The organism is Streptomyces sp. CB01249 (genome assembly GCF_001905735.1).
Taxonomy (GTDB): domain Bacteria; phylum Actinomycetota; class Actinomycetes; order Streptomycetales; family Streptomycetaceae; genus Streptomyces.
Genome location: NZ_LISW01000008.1, coordinates 1 through 18683 on the forward strand (window position 1 = coordinate 1; position 18683 = coordinate 18683).

General features: G+C 70.9%; 16 protein-coding genes and 1 riboswitch. Of the genes, 12 read left to right on the forward strand and 4 right to left on the reverse strand.

Annotation, left to right across the window (positions count from 1 at the left end; genetic code table 11):
• Positions 1-117 precede the first annotated feature (117 nt).
• The 10 genes from AMK18_RS28660 (at position 118) to AMK18_RS28705 (ending at position 10059) form a co-directional block, all read left to right on the forward strand.
• Positions 118-726: a CDP-alcohol phosphatidyltransferase family protein gene (locus tag AMK18_RS28660; protein ID WP_018105069.1), complete on the forward strand. Its 609-nt coding sequence runs from the start codon at positions 118-120 to the stop codon at positions 724-726.
• Positions 727-838: 112 nt separating this feature from the next.
• Positions 839-3334, forward strand: a complete 2496-nt coding sequence (locus tag AMK18_RS28665) for a mannose-1-phosphate guanyltransferase (protein ID WP_073865053.1) — start codon at positions 839-841, stop codon at positions 3332-3334.
• Between the two features lie 105 nt (positions 3335-3439).
• Entirely contained in the window at positions 3440-4342 is a 903-nt protein-coding gene (locus tag AMK18_RS28670) for a DUF881 domain-containing protein (protein ID WP_018105071.1), read from the forward strand.
• Positions 4339-4671: a small basic family protein gene (locus tag AMK18_RS28675; RefSeq protein ID WP_003970459.1), complete on the forward strand. Its 333-nt coding sequence runs from the start codon at positions 4339-4341 to the stop codon at positions 4669-4671. Before AMK18_RS28670 ends, AMK18_RS28675 begins: the two co-directional genes overlap by 4 nt.
• A 5-nt stretch (positions 4672-4676) precedes the next feature.
• Complete coding sequence (locus AMK18_RS28680; RefSeq protein WP_073865054.1) at positions 4677-5465, forward strand: DUF881 domain-containing protein; 789 nt, start codon at positions 4677-4679, stop codon at positions 5463-5465.
• An 82-nt stretch (positions 5466-5547) separates the two neighbouring features.
• Positions 5548-6411, forward strand: coding sequence for an FHA domain-containing protein (locus AMK18_RS28685; RefSeq protein WP_234011940.1), 864 nt, complete (start codon positions 5548-5550; stop codon positions 6409-6411).
• Positions 6412-6453: 42 nt separating this feature from the next.
• The gene (gene ftsR, locus AMK18_RS28690) at positions 6454-7194 is read left to right on the forward strand and encodes a transcriptional regulator FtsR (RefSeq protein ID WP_073865056.1); all 741 of its coding nucleotides are present in this window, start codon (positions 6454-6456) and stop codon (positions 7192-7194) included.
• A gap of 53 nt (positions 7195-7247) precedes the next feature.
• Positions 7248-7724 (forward strand): bifunctional nuclease family protein, encoded by a 477-nt coding sequence (locus tag AMK18_RS28695; RefSeq protein WP_026171779.1) that lies wholly within the window; start codon positions 7248-7250, stop codon positions 7722-7724.
• 167 nt (positions 7725-7891) lie between these two features.
• Positions 7892-8509: a MerR family transcriptional regulator gene (locus tag AMK18_RS28700; protein ID WP_018105076.1), complete on the forward strand. Its 618-nt coding sequence runs from the start codon at positions 7892-7894 to the stop codon at positions 8507-8509.
• A gap of 92 nt (positions 8510-8601) precedes the next feature.
• Positions 8602-10059 (forward strand): DNA polymerase IV, encoded by a 1458-nt coding sequence (locus AMK18_RS28705; RefSeq protein ID WP_073865057.1) that lies wholly within the window; start codon positions 8602-8604, stop codon positions 10057-10059.
• Here AMK18_RS28705 and AMK18_RS28710 read toward each other — a convergent pair.
• Complete coding sequence (locus tag AMK18_RS28710; protein ID WP_018105078.1) at positions 9984-10352, reverse strand: PRC-barrel domain-containing protein; 369 nt, start codon at positions 10350-10352, stop codon at positions 9984-9986. The two genes, AMK18_RS28705 and AMK18_RS28710, sit on opposite strands and share 76 nt — an antisense overlap.
• Positions 10353-10468: 116 nt before the next feature.
• A riboswitch (glycine riboswitch) is annotated at positions 10469-10566 on the forward strand.
• A gap of 193 nt (positions 10567-10759) precedes the next feature.
• Between AMK18_RS28710 and gcvP the strand changes: the two genes are divergently transcribed.
• Positions 10760-13645 (forward strand): aminomethyl-transferring glycine dehydrogenase, encoded by a 2886-nt coding sequence (gene gcvP, locus AMK18_RS28715; RefSeq protein ID WP_073865058.1) that lies wholly within the window; start codon positions 10760-10762, stop codon positions 13643-13645.
• A 71-nt stretch (positions 13646-13716) separates the two neighbouring features.
• On the opposite strand, the gene AMK18_RS28720 is transcribed toward gcvP, so the two are convergent.
• On the reverse strand, positions 13717-13923 hold the full coding sequence (locus AMK18_RS28720) for a DUF5999 family protein (RefSeq protein WP_026171781.1): 207 nt from the start codon (positions 13921-13923) through the stop codon (positions 13717-13719).
• A gap of 321 nt (positions 13924-14244) precedes the next feature.
• Positions 14245-14841, reverse strand: coding sequence for a hypothetical protein (locus tag AMK18_RS28725; protein WP_073865059.1), 597 nt, complete (start codon positions 14839-14841; stop codon positions 14245-14247).
• 480 nt (positions 14842-15321) lie between these two features.
• On the opposite strand from AMK18_RS28725, the gene AMK18_RS28730 reads away from it, so the two are divergent.
• Entirely contained in the window at positions 15322-16827 is a 1506-nt protein-coding gene (locus tag AMK18_RS28730) for a glutamate-cysteine ligase family protein (protein WP_073865060.1), read from the forward strand.
• Between the two features lie 67 nt (positions 16828-16894).
• Here the strand turns inward: AMK18_RS28730 and AMK18_RS28735 are convergent, their stop codons facing one another.
• Positions 16895-18679 carry a VWA domain-containing protein gene (locus AMK18_RS28735; RefSeq protein ID WP_198957100.1) on the reverse strand — a complete coding sequence of 595 codons (1785 nt, stop codon included), beginning with the start codon at positions 18677-18679 and terminating at the stop codon, positions 16895-16897.
• Between the last annotated feature and the right edge of the window lie 4 nt (positions 18680-18683).

An 18683-nucleotide genomic window follows, 5' to 3' on the forward strand; every position in this document is an offset into this window, starting at 1 on the left:
GCACGGGGCTCTTTCGCGTTTGTGGGGTTGCTTGGTACCCCTCCGCACCCGCCGGCCCGGGCTGAGGGTAGGGTCAGGGGGCATCATTGGCACGTTCTTGACACAGGAGGCCCCCGGGTGGAGGTCCAGGAGACCCGCGTTCAGACGGACCGGGTACTCACCATCCCCAACATCCTCAGCATGTTGCGCCTGGTCGGCGTACCTGTCTTCCTGTGGCTGATTCTCCGCCCCGAGTTCGGCGGGCCCCAGAGCGACGGCTGGGCTTTGCTGGTCCTGATGTTCAGCGGGGTCAGTGACTACCTCGACGGCAAGCTCGCTCGCCGCTGGAACCAGATCAGTAGCCTCGGACGGCTTCTCGACCCCGCCGCCGACCGGCTCTACATTCTTTCCACCCTCGTCGGACTCACCTGGCGCGAGATCCTGCCGCTCTGGCTCACGATCGCCCTGCTCGCCCGCGAGCTCATGCTCCTCGTGATGGTGGGAATCCTGCGCCGGCACGGCTATCCGCCGCCCCAGGTGAACTTCCTGGGCAAGGCCGCCACGTTCAACCTCATGTACGCATTCCCCTTGTTGCTGCTCAGCGACGGGCATGGTTGGCTGGCAGAGGTGGCCACCGTTTTCGGATGGGCGTTCGCAGGGTGGGGTACAACCCTCTATTGGTGGGCAGGAATCTTGTACGTGGTTCAGGTCCGCCGCCTGGTCAAGGCGGATGCAGTAGCCGATTGAGCTCGCTGATGTGGTGCCGTGCAGCGTCGCCGGCCCGCGGCTGATGAAACAGAAGCTGCCCTGACGGGTGAAGTCGGCTCGACCGTCGTCTCTCAAGGAGGACGTTTCCGACATGAAGGCCGTCGTGATGGCTGGCGGCGAAGGCACTCGTCTTCGCCCCATGACCTCGAGCATGCCCAAACCGCTCCTGCCCGTGGCCAATCGGCCGATCATGGAGCATGTGCTCCGGCTGCTGAAACGGCACGGGCTCAATGAGACGGTCGTGACCGTCCAGTTCCTCGCCTCCCTGGTCAAGAATTACTTCGGGGACGGCGAAGAGCTCGGCATGGAGCTGAGCTATGCCAACGAGGAGAAGCCGCTCGGCACCGCCGGGAGCGTGAAGAACGCCGAAGAGGCGCTGAAGGACGACACCTTCCTCGTCATTTCCGGTGACGCGCTCACCGACTTCGACCTCACGGACCTCATCGCTTTCCACAAGGAGAAGGGCGGCCTGGTCACCGTCTGCCTCACCCGCGTTCCCAATCCCCTGGAATTCGGGATCACGATCGTGGACGAGCAGGGCCAGGTCGAACGCTTCCTGGAAAAGCCGACCTGGGGCCAGGTCTTCTCGGACACCGTGAACACGGGCATTTACGTCATGGAGCCCGAGGTCTTCAACTACGTCGAGGCCGACGCCTCCGTAGACTGGTCCGGGGACGTCTTCCCGCAGCTCATGAAGGAAGGCAAGCCCATCTACGGCTATGTCGCCGAGGGCTACTGGGAGGACGTGGGCACCCACGAGAGCTATGTGAAGGCCCAGGCCGACGTGCTGGAGCGCAAGGTCGACGTCGAGATCGACGGCTTCGAGATCTCGCCCGGGGTCTGGGTGGCCGAAGGCGCCGACGTGCACCCCGACGCCGTACTGCGCGGCCCGCTCTACATCGGGGACTACGCCAAGGTCGAAGCCGGCGTGGAGATCCGCGAGCACACGGTCATCGGGTCGAACGTGGTCGTCAAGAGCGGCGCCTTCCTGCACAAGGCCGTGGTCCACGACAACGTGTACGTCGGCGACCACAGCAACCTGCGCGGCTGCGTCGTCGGCAAGAACACCGACATCATGCGCGCCTCCCGGATCGAGGACGGCGCCGTCATCGGCGACGAATGCCTCGTCGGTGAGGAATCCATCATCCAGGGCAACGTCCGCGTCTACCCCTTCAAGACCATCGAGGCCGGCGCCTTCGTCAACACCTCGGTGATCTGGGAGTCCCGCGGTCAGGCCCATCTCTTCGGGGCGCGCGGCGTCTCCGGGATCCTGAACGTCGAGATCACCCCCGAACTCGCCGTCAGGCTGGCCGGTGCCTACGCGACAACGCTCAAGAAGGGCTCCACCGTCACCACCGCCCGGGACCACTCCCGAGGCGCCCGGGCGCTCAAACGGGCCGTGATCTCCGCGCTCCAGGCCAGCGCCATCGACGTACGGGACCTGGAGAACGTACCGCTGCCCGTCGCGCGTCAGCAGACCGCGCGCGGCAGTGCGGGCGGGATCATGATCCGTACGTCGCAGGGTGTGCCCGACTCCGTCGACATCATGTTCTTCGACGAACGCGGAGCGGACCTCTCCCAGGCGCGGCAGCGGAAGCTGGACCGTGTCTACGCCAGGCAGGAGTACCGGCGGGCCTTCCCCGGCGAGATCGGTGACATCTACTTCCCGTCCAGCGTCTTCGACTCGTACACCGGGTCCCTCCTGCGCAACGTGGACACCACCGGGATCGCCGATGCGCAGTTGAAGGTCGTGGTCGACGCGTCCAACGGCAGCGCGGGGCTCGTGCTGCCGAGCCTCCTGGGGCGGCTGGGCGTGGACGCGCTCACCATCAACCCCGGTCTTGACGAGTCCCGGCCGACCGAGACGGCCGAGGCCCGGCGCAAGGGTCTCGTGCGCCTGGGCGAGATCGTCTCCTCGGCGCGGGCGGCCTTCGGCGTCCGCTTCGACCCCGTCGGCGAGCGGCTGTCCCTGGTGGACGAACGCGGCCGGATCGTGGAGGACGACCGGGCCCTGCTCGTCATGCTCGACCTCGTCGCCGCCGAGCGGCGCAGCGGGCGGGTGGCGCTCCCGGTCACCACGACCAGGGTCGCCGAGCAGGTCGCCGCGTACCACGGCACGCAGGTCGAATGGACGACCACGTCGCCGGACGACCTGACCCGGGTGGGGCGTGAGGAAGGCACCATCTTTGGAGGAGACGGGCGCGGCGGCTTCATCGTTCCCGAATTCGCCAGTGTCTTCGACGGTACGGCCGCATTCGTGCGGCTCATCGGGCTCGTCGCCAGGACCCAGCTCACGCTGAGCCAGATCGATGCCCGTATCCCGCGCGCCCACGTCCTGCGCCGCGACCTGGCCACACCGTGGGCCGTGAAGGGTCTGGTCATGCGCCGGGTCGTGGAGGCGGCCGGGGACCGGGACGTCGACACGACGGACGGCGTACGGGTCGTGGAGGCGGACGGGCGCTGGGTCATGGTGCTGCCGGACCCGGCGGAAGCCGTCACCCACCTGTGGGCCGAGGGGCCCGACGACGCCTCCGCCGAGGCGCTGCTGGACGAATGGGCGGCGGTCGTGGACAGCGCGGGCAACTGAGAAGGGGCCGCGGGGACGGGCGGACGCACCGCCCGTCCCCGCGGCCGCCCGTCCATCGGTGGGGCCATTCGGCGTAAGCCGCCGCGACATGCGACGATGTGCGGCATGTCGCAGCAGCCCCCCGGTCGGAGCACGGCCCCGCCGCCCAAGCGCCCCGACGCGTCCATGCTGCTGCTGACCAATGTGATGGAACACAGCCTGGACGACGGCTACGCCGAAGCGGCGGCGCGGCGGGCGGCCGAGGGGCGCGCGGGCATGCCCCGTACGCTGAAGGCCAAGCTCGGGCTCGCCGCCTGTCTGGTCCTCGCGGCCCTGGTCGTCACGCTCGGCGCCGCCCAGGCGCGGGTGACCGCTCCGGTCCTGGCCAAGGAGAAGCAGGAGCTGATCGACCGCATCGACGCCGAGACGGCGGCGGCCGACACCCTGGAATCCCAGGTGGAGGAAGTCCGCGACGACGTCAGCAGCCGGCAGCGCAAGGCTCTCCAGGAACACGGGGGAGACCAGGCCGAGCTGGTGGCGCTGCTCTCCGGGGCCACGCCCGTGCACGGGCCGGGGCTCAAGGTCGTCGTGGACGACGCCGAGGACACCGACCAGGGCGGCGGCGGACCCCGCGAGACCAGCGGCTTCTCCGACACCGGGCGGGTCAGGGACCGGGACATGCAGCGCGTCGTGAACGGGTTGTGGGAGTCCGGCGCGGAGGCCATCGCCATCAACGGACAGCGGCTGACGGCCCTGTCGGCGATCCGGGCCGCGGGCGACGCCATACTGGTCGACAACAAACCGCTCGTGCCCCCGTACTCGGTGCTCGCGGTGGGGGACGGCAAGAAGCTGGGTGCGGCCTTCCGGAGCAGTGCCGACGGCCAGTACCTGCAGGCGCTGAAGGACACCTTCGACATCCGGACCAGCATCTCCGTCCAGGAGAAGCTGAGCCTTCCGGCCGCCCCGAGCCTGATCGTACGGACAGCAGAGCCATACAAGGCCGCAGACACTGAGAAGGGCACATCGTGATCGCCGTACTGGGCCTCGTCGTGGGAGTCGTGGTCGGACTGTTGGTCCGGCCCGAAGTTCCGGCGGTGGTCGAGCCCTATCTCCCCATCGCCGTCGTCGCCGCGCTCGACGCGGTGTTCGGCGGGCTGAGGGCCATGCTCGACGGCATCTTCGTCGACAAGGTCTTCGTGGTCTCGTTCCTCTCGAACGTGGTCGTGGCGGCCCTCATCGTCTTCCTGGGCGACAAGCTCGGCGTCGGCGCCCAGCTCTCCACGGGTGTGGTGGTCGTGCTGGGCATCCGGATCTTCTCCAACGCCGCGGCGATCCGCCGGCACGTCTTCCGGGCCTGATGCCGATGAGCAACGACGACCTCAACGAGAGCCCCGACCACGGCGGGGAGCCCCGGCCGGACGCCCCGCAGGAGCTCACCGGGCGCCGGCGGCTGATCGCCGGTCTCTGGCCGCCCCGGGTGACCCGCGCCCAACTCATCGTCGCCGTCCTCCTGTTCGGCCTCGGGCTCGGGCTCGCCATTCAGGTGCGGTCCAACAGCGACAGCAACGCCCTGCGCGGCGCGCGCCAGGAGGACCTGGTGCGCATCCTGGACGAGGTGGACGACCGCACGCAGCGGCTGGAGGACGAGAAGCAGCGCCTCGACGCCCAGCGCACGGAGCTGGAGAACAGCTCCGACCAGGCCGAGGAGGCCCGGAAGCAGACGGTCGAGAAGGAGCGGCAACTCGGCGTGCTCGCCGGGACCGTGGCGGCCCACGGCCCCGGGATCACCATGACGGTCAACGACCCCGGCGGCGCCGTGCGGCCCGACATGCTGCTCGACGCCCTGCAGGAGCTCAGGGCGGCCGGCGCCGAGGCCGTCGAGGTCAACGGCATCCGGGTGGTGGCCAATACGTACTTCTCCGGTGACGCGGGCGCCGTCAAGGTCGACGGGCGCAAGATCACCGCCCCGTACGTCTTCAAGGTCATCGGCAAGCCGCAGGATCTGGAACCGGCGCTGAACATCCCCGGGGGTGTGGTGCAGACGCTGGAGAAGGAGCAGGCCACCGTGCATGTGCTGCGGGCCGACGACATTGTCGTGGACGCCTTGCGACCGGCGGAGCGGCCTGACTACGCTCGGTCGTCGGGCCAGTGATCCCCGGGCGCCCGGGCGTCGGGGAACACGAGCGGACGGTTGCGGGGGGTCGCCGCATCGTAATCGTGGCGCGTGGTGGAAACTGTCGAGTGGATACGGACGTTGTGAAGATGTCCGGGTCGGCAGGTGTGTTCATTCAGGGTTCGTCCTGCCCCACGGGCGGGTCTGTTTCGGTCAAGGGGAATCGCCCGTGAAGTTGTTTGGGAAGTTGTTCGGCAAGAGCGCCCGCGATGAGAACGCACGTCATCGCGCGCCGCGCCATGGTCAGCCCGACGAGCAGGGCGCGGAGCGCCCGCTCTTCCGCGACCAGGTGTCAGGCCAGGGGGGTGACTACCCGGGCGGTCCCGGCGCGTCGTCCGTTGACCCTGCCGGTCCCGGCCGCATAGGTTTCGGAGCCCCGAGCCAGGAGGCTTCGTCCATGCCGGTGTGTACGAGGTGCGGCCACCGCAACGCCGAGGCCAGCCGTTTCTGCTCCAACTGCGGTGCGCCGCTGCGGGGCGGTGCCCCGGAACGCGCCTCGGAGACGACGTCGACCATCTCGATCTCGGGTCTCGAGGCGTACGAGGCGGAGGCCACCGGCCAGACCGCCGTGCCGTCGCTGTCGCCCGAGGCGCAGGCCGCCGTCGACGCCCTGCCGCTCGGCTCGGCGCTCCTGGTGGTGCGCCGCGGCCCGAACAGCGGCAGCCGCTTTCTGCTGGACGGCGAGCTGACCACGGCCGGCCGTCACCCGCAGAGCGACATCTTCCTGGACGACGTGACGGTCTCCCGCCGTCATGTGGAGTTCCGCCGGGGCGCCGACGGCAGCTTCACGGTCGGGGACGTCGGCAGCCTCAACGGCACCTATGTGAACCGTGAGCGGATCGACTCCGTCGCCCTGTCCAACGGTGACGAAGTGCAGATCGGCAAGTACCGGCTGGTCTTCTACGCGAGCCAGCGGGGCATCTGACCCGCCCCCGGACACCGTCCGGGGGGAACCCCAGGAAGGTCCATGCTGAGAACACCGAGCGGCGGTGCCCGAAACGGCACCGCCGCCGACGGCCGGCCGATGAGCATCGGCACGGTGCTCCTGCAGCTGCAGGAGGAGTTCCCCGAGGTCACCATCTCCAAGATCCGCTTCCTGGAGGCCGAAGGGCTGGTCGAACCGCAGCGGACCCCCTCCGGCTACCGGAAGTTCGTCGCCGCGGACGTCGAACGGCTCGCCCAGGTGCTCCGGATGCAGCGGGACCACTACCTGCCGCTGAAGGTCATCCGCGAGCATCTGGACGCCCTCGCCCGCGGCGAGCAGGTGGCCCTGCCGTCCCCCGACGGGGAGCCGCAGCAGGCGGACGGTGAGCCGGACGGGCTGCCGGGCCGGGCCACGGCCGCCCGCATCGGCCGTGCCGAGCTCCTGGTGGCCGCCGAGGTCACCGAGAGCGACCTGGACGACTGGGAGTCGTACGGCCTGGTCGTCCCCGCGGCGGACGGCGGATACGACGCCGACATGGTGACCGTCGCCAGGCTTGTGGCGGAACTGGGGCGATTCGGTCTGGAACCTCGTCACCTCAGGGCCGTACGGGCCGCCGCCGACCGGGAGGCCGGGCTCATCGAGCAGATGGTCGCGCCGCTGCGCCGGCACCGGAATCCGCAGACCAGAGCACATGCGGAGGCGACCGCGAAGGAGCTGGCGGAGCTGTCCGTACGGCTGCACTCCGCGCTCGTACAGACCGCTCTGCAGGTACGGCTCCGCTGAAGGCGGACCAGCCCGACTACCCAAACCTGCCGAGCACGTCCTAGGGTTGCTGTGTGAACGAGCTCGACGTTGTGGGTGTCCGGGTGGAAATGCCCTCCAACCAACCGATCGTGCTCCTGCGTGAAGTGGGAGGCGACCGGTACCTCCCCATTTGGATCGGTCCTGGTGAGGCGACCGCGATCGCCTTCGCCCAGCAGGGCATGGCTCCGGCCAGGCCGCTGACCCATGATCTCTTCAAGGATGTGCTCGAGGCCGTCGGCCAGGAGCTCACCGAGGTCCGGATCACGGACCTCCGCGAAGGGGTTTTCTACGCGGAGCTGGTCTTCGCCGGCGGTGTCGAGGTGAGCGCGCGGCCTTCCGACGCCATAGCCCTCGCCCTGCGCACCGGCACGCCGATCTACGGCAGTGACGGGGTGCTGGACGACGCGGGGATCGCGATCCCCGACGAGCAGGAGGACGAGGTGGAGAAGTTCCGCGAGTTCCTCGACCAGATCTCTCCGGAGGACTTCGGGACGAACAACAGCCAGTGACGTCTTTGGCGGTGGCCACCGGCACATCCGGTGAGCCTTTCCCCGTCAACGGTCACGCGAAACCACCCTCAGGGTGATTATCACTCGGCGTGCCGAGTGTGGCGATCGTTGACGCACCCCGGGTGACTGCCTACCTTCGAGTGGGCAGGTCAAGGACGGAGGTCGGCGTGAGAAGCAGCGGCGACGGTACGGCAGCGGGTGCGCCGTATTCGCAGCAGGGGAGTACGGCCGGCCGGACCATCCCGCAGTCGGCGTCGCCGGCCGCGGTGGCGGGGGACGGCGTGGCATCGGCCGAGGACATCGGTTATCGCGGGCCCACGGCGTGCGCGGCGGCGGGGATCACATACCGGCAACTGGACTACTGGGCGCGCACCGGGCTGGTGGAGCCGAGCGTCCGTCCGGCGTACGGATCGGGCACGCAGCGGCTCTACAGCTTCCGGGACGTCGTCCTGCTGAAGATCGTGAAGCGCTTCCTCGACACGGGCGTGGCGCTCCAGAACATCCGGACCACCGTCCAGCATCTGCGGGCCCGCGGTTTCCAGGACCTGGAGCGGATGACGCTGATGAGCGACGGGGCCACGGTCTACGAGTGCTCCTCGCCCGCCGAGGTGGTCGATCTGCTCCAGGGCGGCCAGGGCGTCTTCGGCATTGCCGTCGGAGTCGTCTGGCGGGACGTGGACGCCGCCCTGTCGCAGCTGCACGGGGAGCGCGTGGACACCGGCGAGACGCTGATCGGGCACAACCCGGCCGACGAGCTCGCGCGGCGCCGCAACCGGGCCGTCTGAGCCCCTGAGGGCGCCTCCCGGGGCGGGAATCGCGGGGGACGGAGGCGTGATGACTCGGCGATTGTCAGTGCCGTAGGGCAGCATCGGCTGGTGTGAGAGCCGCGCCCACCATCCTGCATCTGGACATGGATGCCTTCTACGCCTCCGCGGAGCAGGCGGCGAAGCCCAGCCTGCGCGGCAAACCGGTCGTGGTGGGCGGGCTCGGGACGCGCGGGGTCGTCGCGACCGCCTCGTACGAGGCACGGCGCTTCGGGGTGCATTCGGCGATGCCGATGGCGCAGGCCAGGCGGCTCGCGCCGAACGCCGCCTATCTGGTCCCGCGCTTCACGCTGTACCGCGCGGTGAGCGACCAGGTCATGGAGCTGCTCGGCCGGCTCTCGCCGCTGGTGGAACCGCTCAGCCTGGACGAGGCGTTCGTGGACCTCGAAGCGGGTGGCACCGCCGACGACACCGCCTCCGCCCTGGAGATCGGCCGGGAGCTGCGCGAGGCCATCCTGGCGGTCACCGGACTGAGCGGATCCGTCGGGCTCGCCGGATCCAAGATGCTCGCCAAGATCGCCTCTGAGGAGGCCAAGCCCGACGGGATGCGCCTCATCGAGCCCGGCACCGAGCGGGCGCACCTCGCGCCCATGCCGGTGCGCACCCTGCCCGGCGTCGGCCCCGCCACGGCGGACCATCTGCGCCGCGCCGGCATGACGACCGTCAACGATCTCGCCGAGGCGGGCGAGGCGGAGCTCGTACGGCTGCTGGGCAAGGCGCACGGCGCCGCGCTGCACCGGATGGCCTCCGGCCACGACGACCGGCCCGTGGTCGCGGAGCGGGACGCGAAGTCCGTCTCCGTCGAGGACACCTTCGAGGTGGACCTGCACGACCGCGTCCGGGTGCGCACCGAGGTCGAGCGGCTGGCCGACCGGTGCGTCCAGCGGCTGAGGGGTGCGGGGCGCTCCGGGCGCACGGTGGTGCTCAAGGTGCGCCGGTACGACTTCTCCACGCTGACCCGCTCCGAGACGCTGCGCGGCCCCACGGACGACCCCGCGGTCGTCCGGGAGGCCGCCGCCCGGCTCCTGGAGGCCGTGGACACCACGGGCGGGGTGCGGCTGCTGGGCGTCGGTGTCACGGGGCTCGCCGACTACACCCAGGAGGACCTGTTCGCCCAGGCCGCCGGTGAGCGGGCGGCGGCTCTCCCGGACGACGAGGGGGCGCGGCCGCAGGAGGACGGCGAGGGGGCGGTGGACGACGGGCCCGGGCCGGAGGAGTCCGCCGAGCAGCTCGCGGCGCGGCGCTGGCCGGCCGGGCACGACGTGCGCCACGAGGTGCACGGACACGGCTGGGTGCAGGGCAGCGGGGTCGGGCGGGTGACCGTGCGGTTCGAGGAGCCGGGGGCGACGGCACCCGGCCGGGTGCGTACGTTCCGCGTGGACGATCCAGAGCTGCGGGCCGCCGACCCCCTGCCGCTCGTCCCGGACCCGCCGGACTACTCCTCCTGGCCCGCCAGCCGGCCGAAGTCGCGGTCCGGGGCCGGGGCGCCGGGGGCGGCGTCCAGGCCGTAGTGGCGGTACAGCTGGAGCTCCTGCTCGGGGGAGAGATGGCGGCCCACGCCGAAGTCGGGCGCGTCCTTGATCAGCGCCCGGTCGAAGGGGACGCGCAGGGTCTCGTCCACGAACTCGCTGGGCTCCAGCGGGACGAAGGCGTCGCGGCTGAAGAGCCCGGTGCGCACGGCCGCCCATTCGGGGACCCCGGTCGCGTCGTCGAGGTACACCTCGTCCACGGTTCCGATCTTGGTGCCCTTGCGGTCGAAGGCCTTGCGGCCGATCAGGCTGCGCGGGTCGATGTCGGTCTGCACGGTCCCTCCCACACGGGTCGCGGCTGGTCCACAGGGACTACAGAAATGCAGTTCCGTGGTCTTGGCCACTCGAGAATTCCCGTCGTGTACCCCGCTGGTAGGCTGGTCATGGCTGCTGACCCCGTGCGGGAGAGTCGTCCGGAGCCCATCCGGAGGACGCCGAAGGAGCAAATCCTCCCCGGAATCTCTCAGGCCCCCGTACCGCACGGACGAGGTCACTCTGGAAAGCAGGGCGGGTTGCGCGCGGCCGATGGGCCGTACGGAACCTCTCCCTCACCGACGGTGAAAGCCGGCGCCCGCGTGGTGCCGGTGAAGCTCTCAGGTTGAGATGACAGAGGGGGAGGCCGTCAGGGCACCCGGCGCCGTGGTGCCCTTCGCAGGTCGTGACAGACCAGGAGGCCTCCACCATGACCCCCCGTCGCACCCCGCTCACGCAGCTGGAACAGGGCATTCCGTTCGAACAGCGCCACATCGGCCCCGACGCCGAGGCGCAGGCGAAGATGCTCGCCCAGGTCGGTTACGGCTCGCTGGACGAGCTGACCGCGGCCGCCGTGCCCGACGTGATCAAGAGCGCCGAGGCGCTGGCCCTGCCGGGCGCCCGGACCGAGGCCGAGGTGCTGGCCGAGCTCCGCCGGCTCGCCGACCGCAACCAGGTCCTCGCCCCGATGATCGGGCTCGGCTACTACGGCACGTTCACCCCGCCGGTGATCCTGCGCAACGTCATGGAGAACCCCGCCTGGTACACGGCCTACACGCCGTACCAGCCCGAGATCTCGCAGGGCCGCCTCGAAGCCCTCCTGAACTTCCAGACGATGGTGGCCGAGCTCACCGGCCTGCCCACCTCCGGCGCCTCGTTGCTCGACGAGGGCACCGCCGGAGCCGAGGCCATGGCGCTCGCCCGGCGCGTCGGCAAGGTCAAGAACGGCGTCTTCCTGGTCGACGCCGACACCCTGCCGCAGACCGTCGCCGTCATCGAGACCCGCGCCGAGCCGACCGGTGTCGAGGTCGTCGTCGCCGACCTCACCGACGGCATCCCGGCCGAGGTCGCCGAGCGCGGCGTCTTCGGCGTGCTCCTCCAGTACCCCGGCGCCTCCGGGGCCGTCCGGGACCTCAAGCCCGTGATCGACCAGGCGCACGAGCTGGGCGCGATCGTCACCGTCGCCGCCGACCTGCTGGCCCTCACGCTGCTCACCTCGCCCGGCGAGCTGGGTGCCGACATCGCCGTCGGCACCACGCAGCGCTTCGGCGTCCCGATGGGCTTCGGCGGCCCGCACGCCGGCTACATGGCCGTCCGCGACAAGTTCGCCCGCAGCCTCCCCGGCCGCCTCGTCGGCGTCTCCGTGGACGCCGACGGCAACAAGGCGTACCGCCTGGCCCTCCAGACCCGCGAGCAGCACATCCGCCGCGAGAAGGCCACCAGCAACATCTGCACCGCCCAGGTGCTGCTCGCCGTCATGGCCGGCATGTACGCCGTCTACCACGGCCCCGAGGGCCTGCGCACGATCGCCCGGCGCACCCACCGCTACGCCGCGATCCTCGCGGCGGGCCTGCGCGCCGCCGGGGTCGACGTGGTGACCGGCGCCCACTTCGACACGCTCACCGTCCGCGTCCCCGGCCGGGCGGGCGAGGTCGTCGCCGACGCCCGGGAGCGCGGGGTCAACCTGCGTCTGGTCGACGCCGACACCGTCTCGCTGGCCTGCGACGAGACGACGACCCGCACCCAGGTCGCCGCCGTCTGGGCCGCCTTCGGTGCCGACGGGGACGTCGAGGCGCTGGACGCCACCACCGAGGACACGCTGCCCGAGGCGCTGCTGCGCACCGACACGATCCTCACCCACCCGGTCTTCCACCAGCACCGGTCCGAGACCGCGATGCTGCGCTACCTGCGCAAGCTCGCCGACCGTGACTACGCGCTGGACCGCGGCATGATCCCGCTCGGCTCCTGCACGATGAAGCTGAACGCGACCGCCGAGATGGAGTCGATCACCTGGCCCGAGTTCGGCGCGCTGCACCCGTTCGCGCCCGCCGAGCAGGCGCAGGGCTTCCTGACGCTGATCCGCGAGCTGGAGGAGCGGCTGGCGGAGGTCACCGGTTACGACGCGGTGTCCCTCCAGCCGAACGCCGGATCGCAGGGCGAGTTCGCGGGGCTGCTGGCCGTCCGCGCGTACCACCGCGCCAACGGCGACGAGAACCGGACTGTGTGTCTGATCCCGTCCTCCGCGCACGGCACCAACGCCGCGAGCGCCGTGATGGCCGGCATGAAGGTGGTCGTCGTCAAGACCGCCGACGACGGCGAGGTCGACATCGAGGACCTGCGCGCCAAGATCGCGCAGTACCGCGACGAGCTGGCCGTGCTCATGATCACCTACCCGTCGACGCACGGCGTCTTCGAGGAGCACGTCGCCGACATCTGCGCCGAGGTGCACGACGCGGGCGGTCAGGTCTACGTCGACGGCGCCAACCTCAACGCGCTGGTCGGCCTGGCCAAGCCCGGCCGGTTCGGCGGCGACGTCTCGCACCTCAACCTGCACAAGACCTTCTGCATCCCGCACGGCGGCGGCGGCCCCGGCGTCGGCCCGGTCGGTGTGCGCGCGCACCTGGCGCCGTACCTGCCCAACCACCCGCTCCAGCCCGCTGCGGGCCCGGAGACGGGCGTCGGCCCGATCTCGGCGGCCCCGTGGGGCTCCGCCGGCATCCTGCCCATCTCGTGGGCGTACGTACGCCTGATGGGCGGCGAGGGCCTGAAGCGCGCGACGCAGGTCGCCGTACTCGCGGCCAACTACATCGCCAAGCGCCTGGAGCCGCACTACCCGATCCTGTACAACGGCCCGGCCGGTCTGGTCGCGCACGAGTGCATCGTGGACCTGCGCCCGATCTCCAAGGCGACCGGCGTCAGCATCGACGACGTCGCCAAGCGGCTCATCGACTACGGCTTCCACTCGCCGACCATGTCGTTCCCGGTCGCCGGGACGCTGATGATCGAGCCGACCGAGAGCGAGGACCTCGCGGAGCTGGACCGCTTCTGCGACACGATGATCGCGATCCGCGCCGAGATCGAGAAGGTCGCGTCGGGGGAGTGGAGCGCGGACGACAACCCGCTCGCCAACGCCCCGCACACCGCCGCCGCGCTCGGCGGGGAGTGGGAGCACGCGTACAGCCGCGAGGTCGCGGTCTTCCCGGCCGGTGTCTCGGCCGCCGACAAGTACTGGCCGCCGGTGCGCCGGATCGACGGTGCCTTCGGTGACCGCAACCTCGTCTGCTCGTGCCCGCCCCTGGACGAGTACGACAACTGACGCGGACATGCGTCGGGGCCGGTGCGGAGACTTCTCCGGGCCGGCCCCTTCTTCTTTTCCGTACGGTCCGCTCAGGCGGCTTTGACGACCCCGCTCGCCGCCAGGGGCCTGTGCGGGGCGATGATCTGCCCGTCAGGAAGCAGCTCACCGGTGTCCTCGAAGAGCAGGACGCCGTTGCACAGCAGGCTCCAGCCCTGCTCCGGGTGGTGGGCCACCTGGCGGGCGGCTTCCCGGTCGGCTGAGTCGGCTGTCGGGCAGGGTGGCTGATGCTGGCACATGGATGGGTTCTTTCGCTGCGTCGAGTTGAGTGACCTGCGGTGTGAAGAGGTGTTCATGACCGCCCCCGTATCGATCGGTCGAATCCCAGTGTTGCCCCACGGGCGACAATCCGCAGGGATTTCGCCGCAGCGCTTCCACTCCTCCCAGGACGCGTCACCCGCCCGGACGGTTCAACTCAACTGCACTGTCACTTCGGGTGGTTCGGGGTGGCCGGATGGGACTAGTCCGGATGGGCGGGTGCCCTACGCGCGACCGCGTGCTGTGCCCCGCCGCCGGACGGGGCGACGGGGCACAGCACGCGGAGAGGGCGGCCGCCGGCCTCAGGCCGGGGCGGGCGAGCCCAGCAGCGGACCGGGGCCGGGCGTGATGCGGGTGGTGATCACCGGCAGCAGGTCGGCGGCCCGGTGCGGCCGGTGGGCGGCGAAGCCGGGCGGCGCCGGGGACAGCGGCACGAGCACGTCGTCCGGACCCGGCGCGCCGCAGGAGGCGTCCGCCATGGGGTCGCCGTGCAGCCACAGGGCCAGCATGTACAGGTCGGGGATGGACAGCAGCCGCGGCTGGTAGGGACCGCTCATCCCCTCCGCCTGGCGCAGCGCCAGCTCCGTCGAGGCGATGTACGGGCCCTCGAAGAAGTGCGAGAAGGCCCAGCCGTCCGCGGTGAGCATGGTGTCCGCCGCCGCCACCGCCCGCTCCGAGCTGCGGATCTGGAAGCGCCAGGCGGCGAGCCGGGTGGCGGGTCCGAGCCCGCCCGGGGCGACGCCCAGCACATGGACGGACAGCGGGTGTTCGGGGCTCAGAGGTCCCTGTGCGGACCGCAGGGCGGGCGTGCGGGCCTCGCGGACCGCGGTCGGTGAACCGAGCGCCGCGAGGACGCTGCGCAGCGCGGGCGCGGGGGCCGGGGGAACATGCAGCGGCATAGTGGGTCGCCTCTCACTTCGGAGACACGGTGGTGCGCGGGCGGGTGCGGACGGCGTTGTCGGCGTGCGGGGCCAGAGGAGGCCGGTGACTGAGCCGGTGCGTCAACTCTCTGCCTCGTCCGCGGAGTTTATACGACACGTGTTCACGCGGTGTTTCCACTAGCCGCCACGGCTATTGCCGGCAAGGCGGTATCCGGACTTTATTATGCGGAGATCATGCTGATTCGGCGCGAGCGGCGCAGCCGCCGCCTCGGGTTTTTCCCGCGCCGCGGTCGGCCGAAACCCATCGGCGCTTTACGGGCCCGCCGTACGGGGAAACGGCCCGGTGCGTCATGCCGAGTGAATGTGCCCGGGGCCCCGGCGCTCAGATTAGCGTGTGTGCGCCGTCCGCGGGGCGTTACGGATCACGTCCTGCGGGCATTATCGATCGTGATGCGGGCGGCCCGGGCCGCGTGCCGGCCACGTGAGGAGGACCCTTCGATGGGGGAGAAGGTCGTCGCGGGCGACTTTGACCTGTCCGACCGGCAGAGGTACCGGAGGAAGCTGCACCAGTGCGTGGAGGCACTGTCCGGGCTTCTGGCCGAGCGGCGGTTCGACCGGCCGCGCAACCTCATGGGCATGGAGATCGAACTGAATCTCACGGGCGCCGACGCCATGCCGAAGATGTTGAATGGGCAGGTACTGGAGCGCATCGCGAGTCACGATTTCCAGACGGAACTGGGGATGTTCAATCTTGAGGTGAACATAGTCCCCCATCATCTGTCGGGGCGTGTTCTGGATCAGTTGGCCGAAGAGCTGCGGACCGGGCTCGGATATGCCGACCGGAAGGCCGGTGAAGTCGATGCCGGGATCATGATGATCGGAATCCTGCCGACGCTCGGCCGTGACGACATGGTCCGGTCCAATCTCTCCGACGTCGACCGCTACGCCCTCCTGAACGATCAAATGCTGGCGGCGCGCGGCGAGAGTTTCTCGCTCGATATCGAAGGTGTCGAGCGGCTGGTCGCCACCGCCGGATCGATCACCCCGGAGGCGGCCTGCACCTCGCTGCAACTGCATCTTCAGGTCACTCCGGAACGCTTCGCCGACGTGTGGAACGCGGCGCAGGCCGTCGCCGCCGTCCAGGTCGCCCTGGGGGCCAACTCGCCGTTCCTCTTCGGCCGGGAGGTGTGGCGGGAGTCGCGGCCGCCGCTGTTCGAGCAGGCCACGGACACCCGGCCGCCCGAACTGCGCAACCAGGGCGTGCGGCCCAGGACCTGGTTCGGGGAGAAGTGGATCGGCTCGGTCGAGGAGCTCTTCGAGGAGAACCTGCGGTACTTCCCGCCGCTCCTGCCCATCTGCGACGAGGAGGAGCCCCTGCGCGTCCTCGCCGACGGCGGGGTGCCCCAGCTGAAGGAGCTGGTCCTTCACAACGGCACGGTCTACCGCTGGAACCGCCCGGTGTACGGGATCGCCGACGGCGTCCCGCACCTGCGCGTGGAGAACCGGGTGCTGCCCGCGGGCCCGACCGTCGCCGACGTCATCGCCAACACCGCGCTGTACTACGGCCTGGTCCGGGCGCTGGCGGAGGAGTCGCGTCCGGTGTGGTCCCGGATGCCGTTCTCCGCCGCCGCGGAGAACTTCGAGGCCGCGTGCCGCCACGGCATCGAGGCCGAGCTGCTGTGGCCCCGGCCCGGCCGCTCCGGCGGGCTGACCCGGGTGCCCGTGACCAAGCTGGTGCGCGACGAGCTGCTGCCCCTCGCCGCCGCCGGGCTCGACGGCTGGAACATCGAGCCGGCGGACCGGGAGCACTACCTCGGGATCATCGAGGAGCGCTGCAAGCGGCGGACGAACGGCGCGTCCTGGCAGGCGGACACCTACCACCGGGCGCGCGAGGCGGGCCTCGACCGGGGCGCCGCGCTCGCCGCGATGACCCGGCGCTACGGCGAGCTGATGCAGGGCGGCGATCCCGTGCACACTTGGCCGGCGGGCATCCCGGCACCGTGAGGGCGGGGCCGGTCCGTGCTGCGGACCGGCCACCGGCCCCTGCTCACCGGCGACCGGCCCCGGCCCCCTACTCGCCGGCCGCGCGGGCGCCGTGGCCCGCCGTCATCACCGCCTGGAGGATCACCGCCTGGATCTCGGCCGGGTCGCTCACCTGGTAGCCGCCGCCCCCGGTGACCTTGGCGATCTCGTCCAGCTCCTCGCGGTCCGCCTCGGGCCCCACGGCGATGGCCAGCAGCGGGACCGGGCGCGTCGGGTCGGCGATGGACTTCAGCTCGTCCACGAGGGCGGAGCGCGAGATGGACCGCTCGTCCTGGTTCGACCCGTCCGTGAGGATCACCACCGCGTTGAACTTGCCCTTCACGTACGTGCGCTGCGCCTCCTTGTAGGCGGCCAGGGCGGTGTCGTACAGCCCGGTCGCGCCGTCCGGCACCGGACGCAGCGCGGCGAACGCGCCGGCCAGCTTCTCCCGGTGGGTGCCGCCGCCCTTCGCGGGGTCGCCGAGCCGGGCGGTCTTCACCAGCTGGCGGTAGTCCTTGTCCCCGTCGAGCGTGGTCGCGAACTCCCAGAGTCCGATCTCGTCGTTCGGGGTGAACTGGTTGAGCGCCTGGATCAGCGAGGCCTTGGTGACGTCCATCCGGGACTGGTTGCGGCCGGGCACCGTCGCGGCCATGGAGCCGGAGGCGTCGACCACGGTGGTGAGTCGCGCGCTCTGCACGGTGATCGTCCACATGCCGAGCGTCTCCTGGAGCGCCTCGTCCGTCGGGGCGGGCGGCTGCGTGGCGTCGTACGGCTGGGGCGACCGGCCGCCCGCCGCCGCGACCAGCTTGTCGTCCGCCGCGCCGTAGGTGGTCCGGAAGCCGTGCTCCCCGAGGGTGGCAAGGGAGCTCTCCTCGGAGAGCAGGATCATGAACCGCAGCGCGGCCCGGCTCTCGTCCGTGGACTGGCGGCGCTCGTCCACCATCGTGAGCGGGTAGTTGAGCAGCGGGGTGCCGTCCTTGGGATAGAACAGGTCCAGCTTGCCGTCGGCCGCCGACTCGGCGTTGTGGGCGAAGGCTGCCTGTTCGGAGAGGAGCACCGCCTGATTGCGCGCCGGGTTGCCCTCCTCGGCGCCCGAGCCGTCCTGCGGCAGGGTCGCCACGACCTGGGTGTCCCCGTCGGACATCCGCTGGGCGAGCAGCTTCGCGGTGGCCGCGACCCGGGTGTCGCTGTCGCCGCCCTGCTTCCCGGCGGAGGTGCCGATGCTGTTGAGGGCCCGCAGACCGGTCGCCGAGCGCGCGGGGTCGGCGGAGCCGAGGCGTACCCGGTCGGACTCCATGGCCGCGCCCGTCAACTCGGCCCAGGTGTACGTCTTCTTCGGCCAGCCGAGGTGCTTGGCGGCCGCGGGGACCGTGGCGAGGGTGACCGGTGAGGTGGCGACGGAGCCGCCCGGGGTGATGGGGGTGCCGTCCCCGGCGCCCTTGGCCCTGGTCAGCCACAGGTCCGAGTCGGGCAGCCATATCTGGTAGTCGGGGCGGGTTCCGCTCGCGAGCGCGTCCGCCACCTTGTACGAGTCGCGGGCCACCACGTTCACGTCGACGCAGCGCCCGTCCGAGCGCACCTCGTCCGTACGTGCCCGGTCGGCGATGGCACGTACGGCGGGGGCGATGTCCGGGGAGGCCACCATCGACAGGTGGACCGCGCTCTCCTCGCACGACTTCGAGAACGGGAGCAGGCCGCCCTGCGCCGCGACCGCCGCTCCCCCCGCCACGGCGAGGACGAGCACGGTGGCGATGGCCACGGTCCGGCGGCGGCGCGGTGGACGGTCCCCGCCTCCGGCCGCCGCGCGGTCATCGGGCAAGCTGTGACGTCCCATGTCG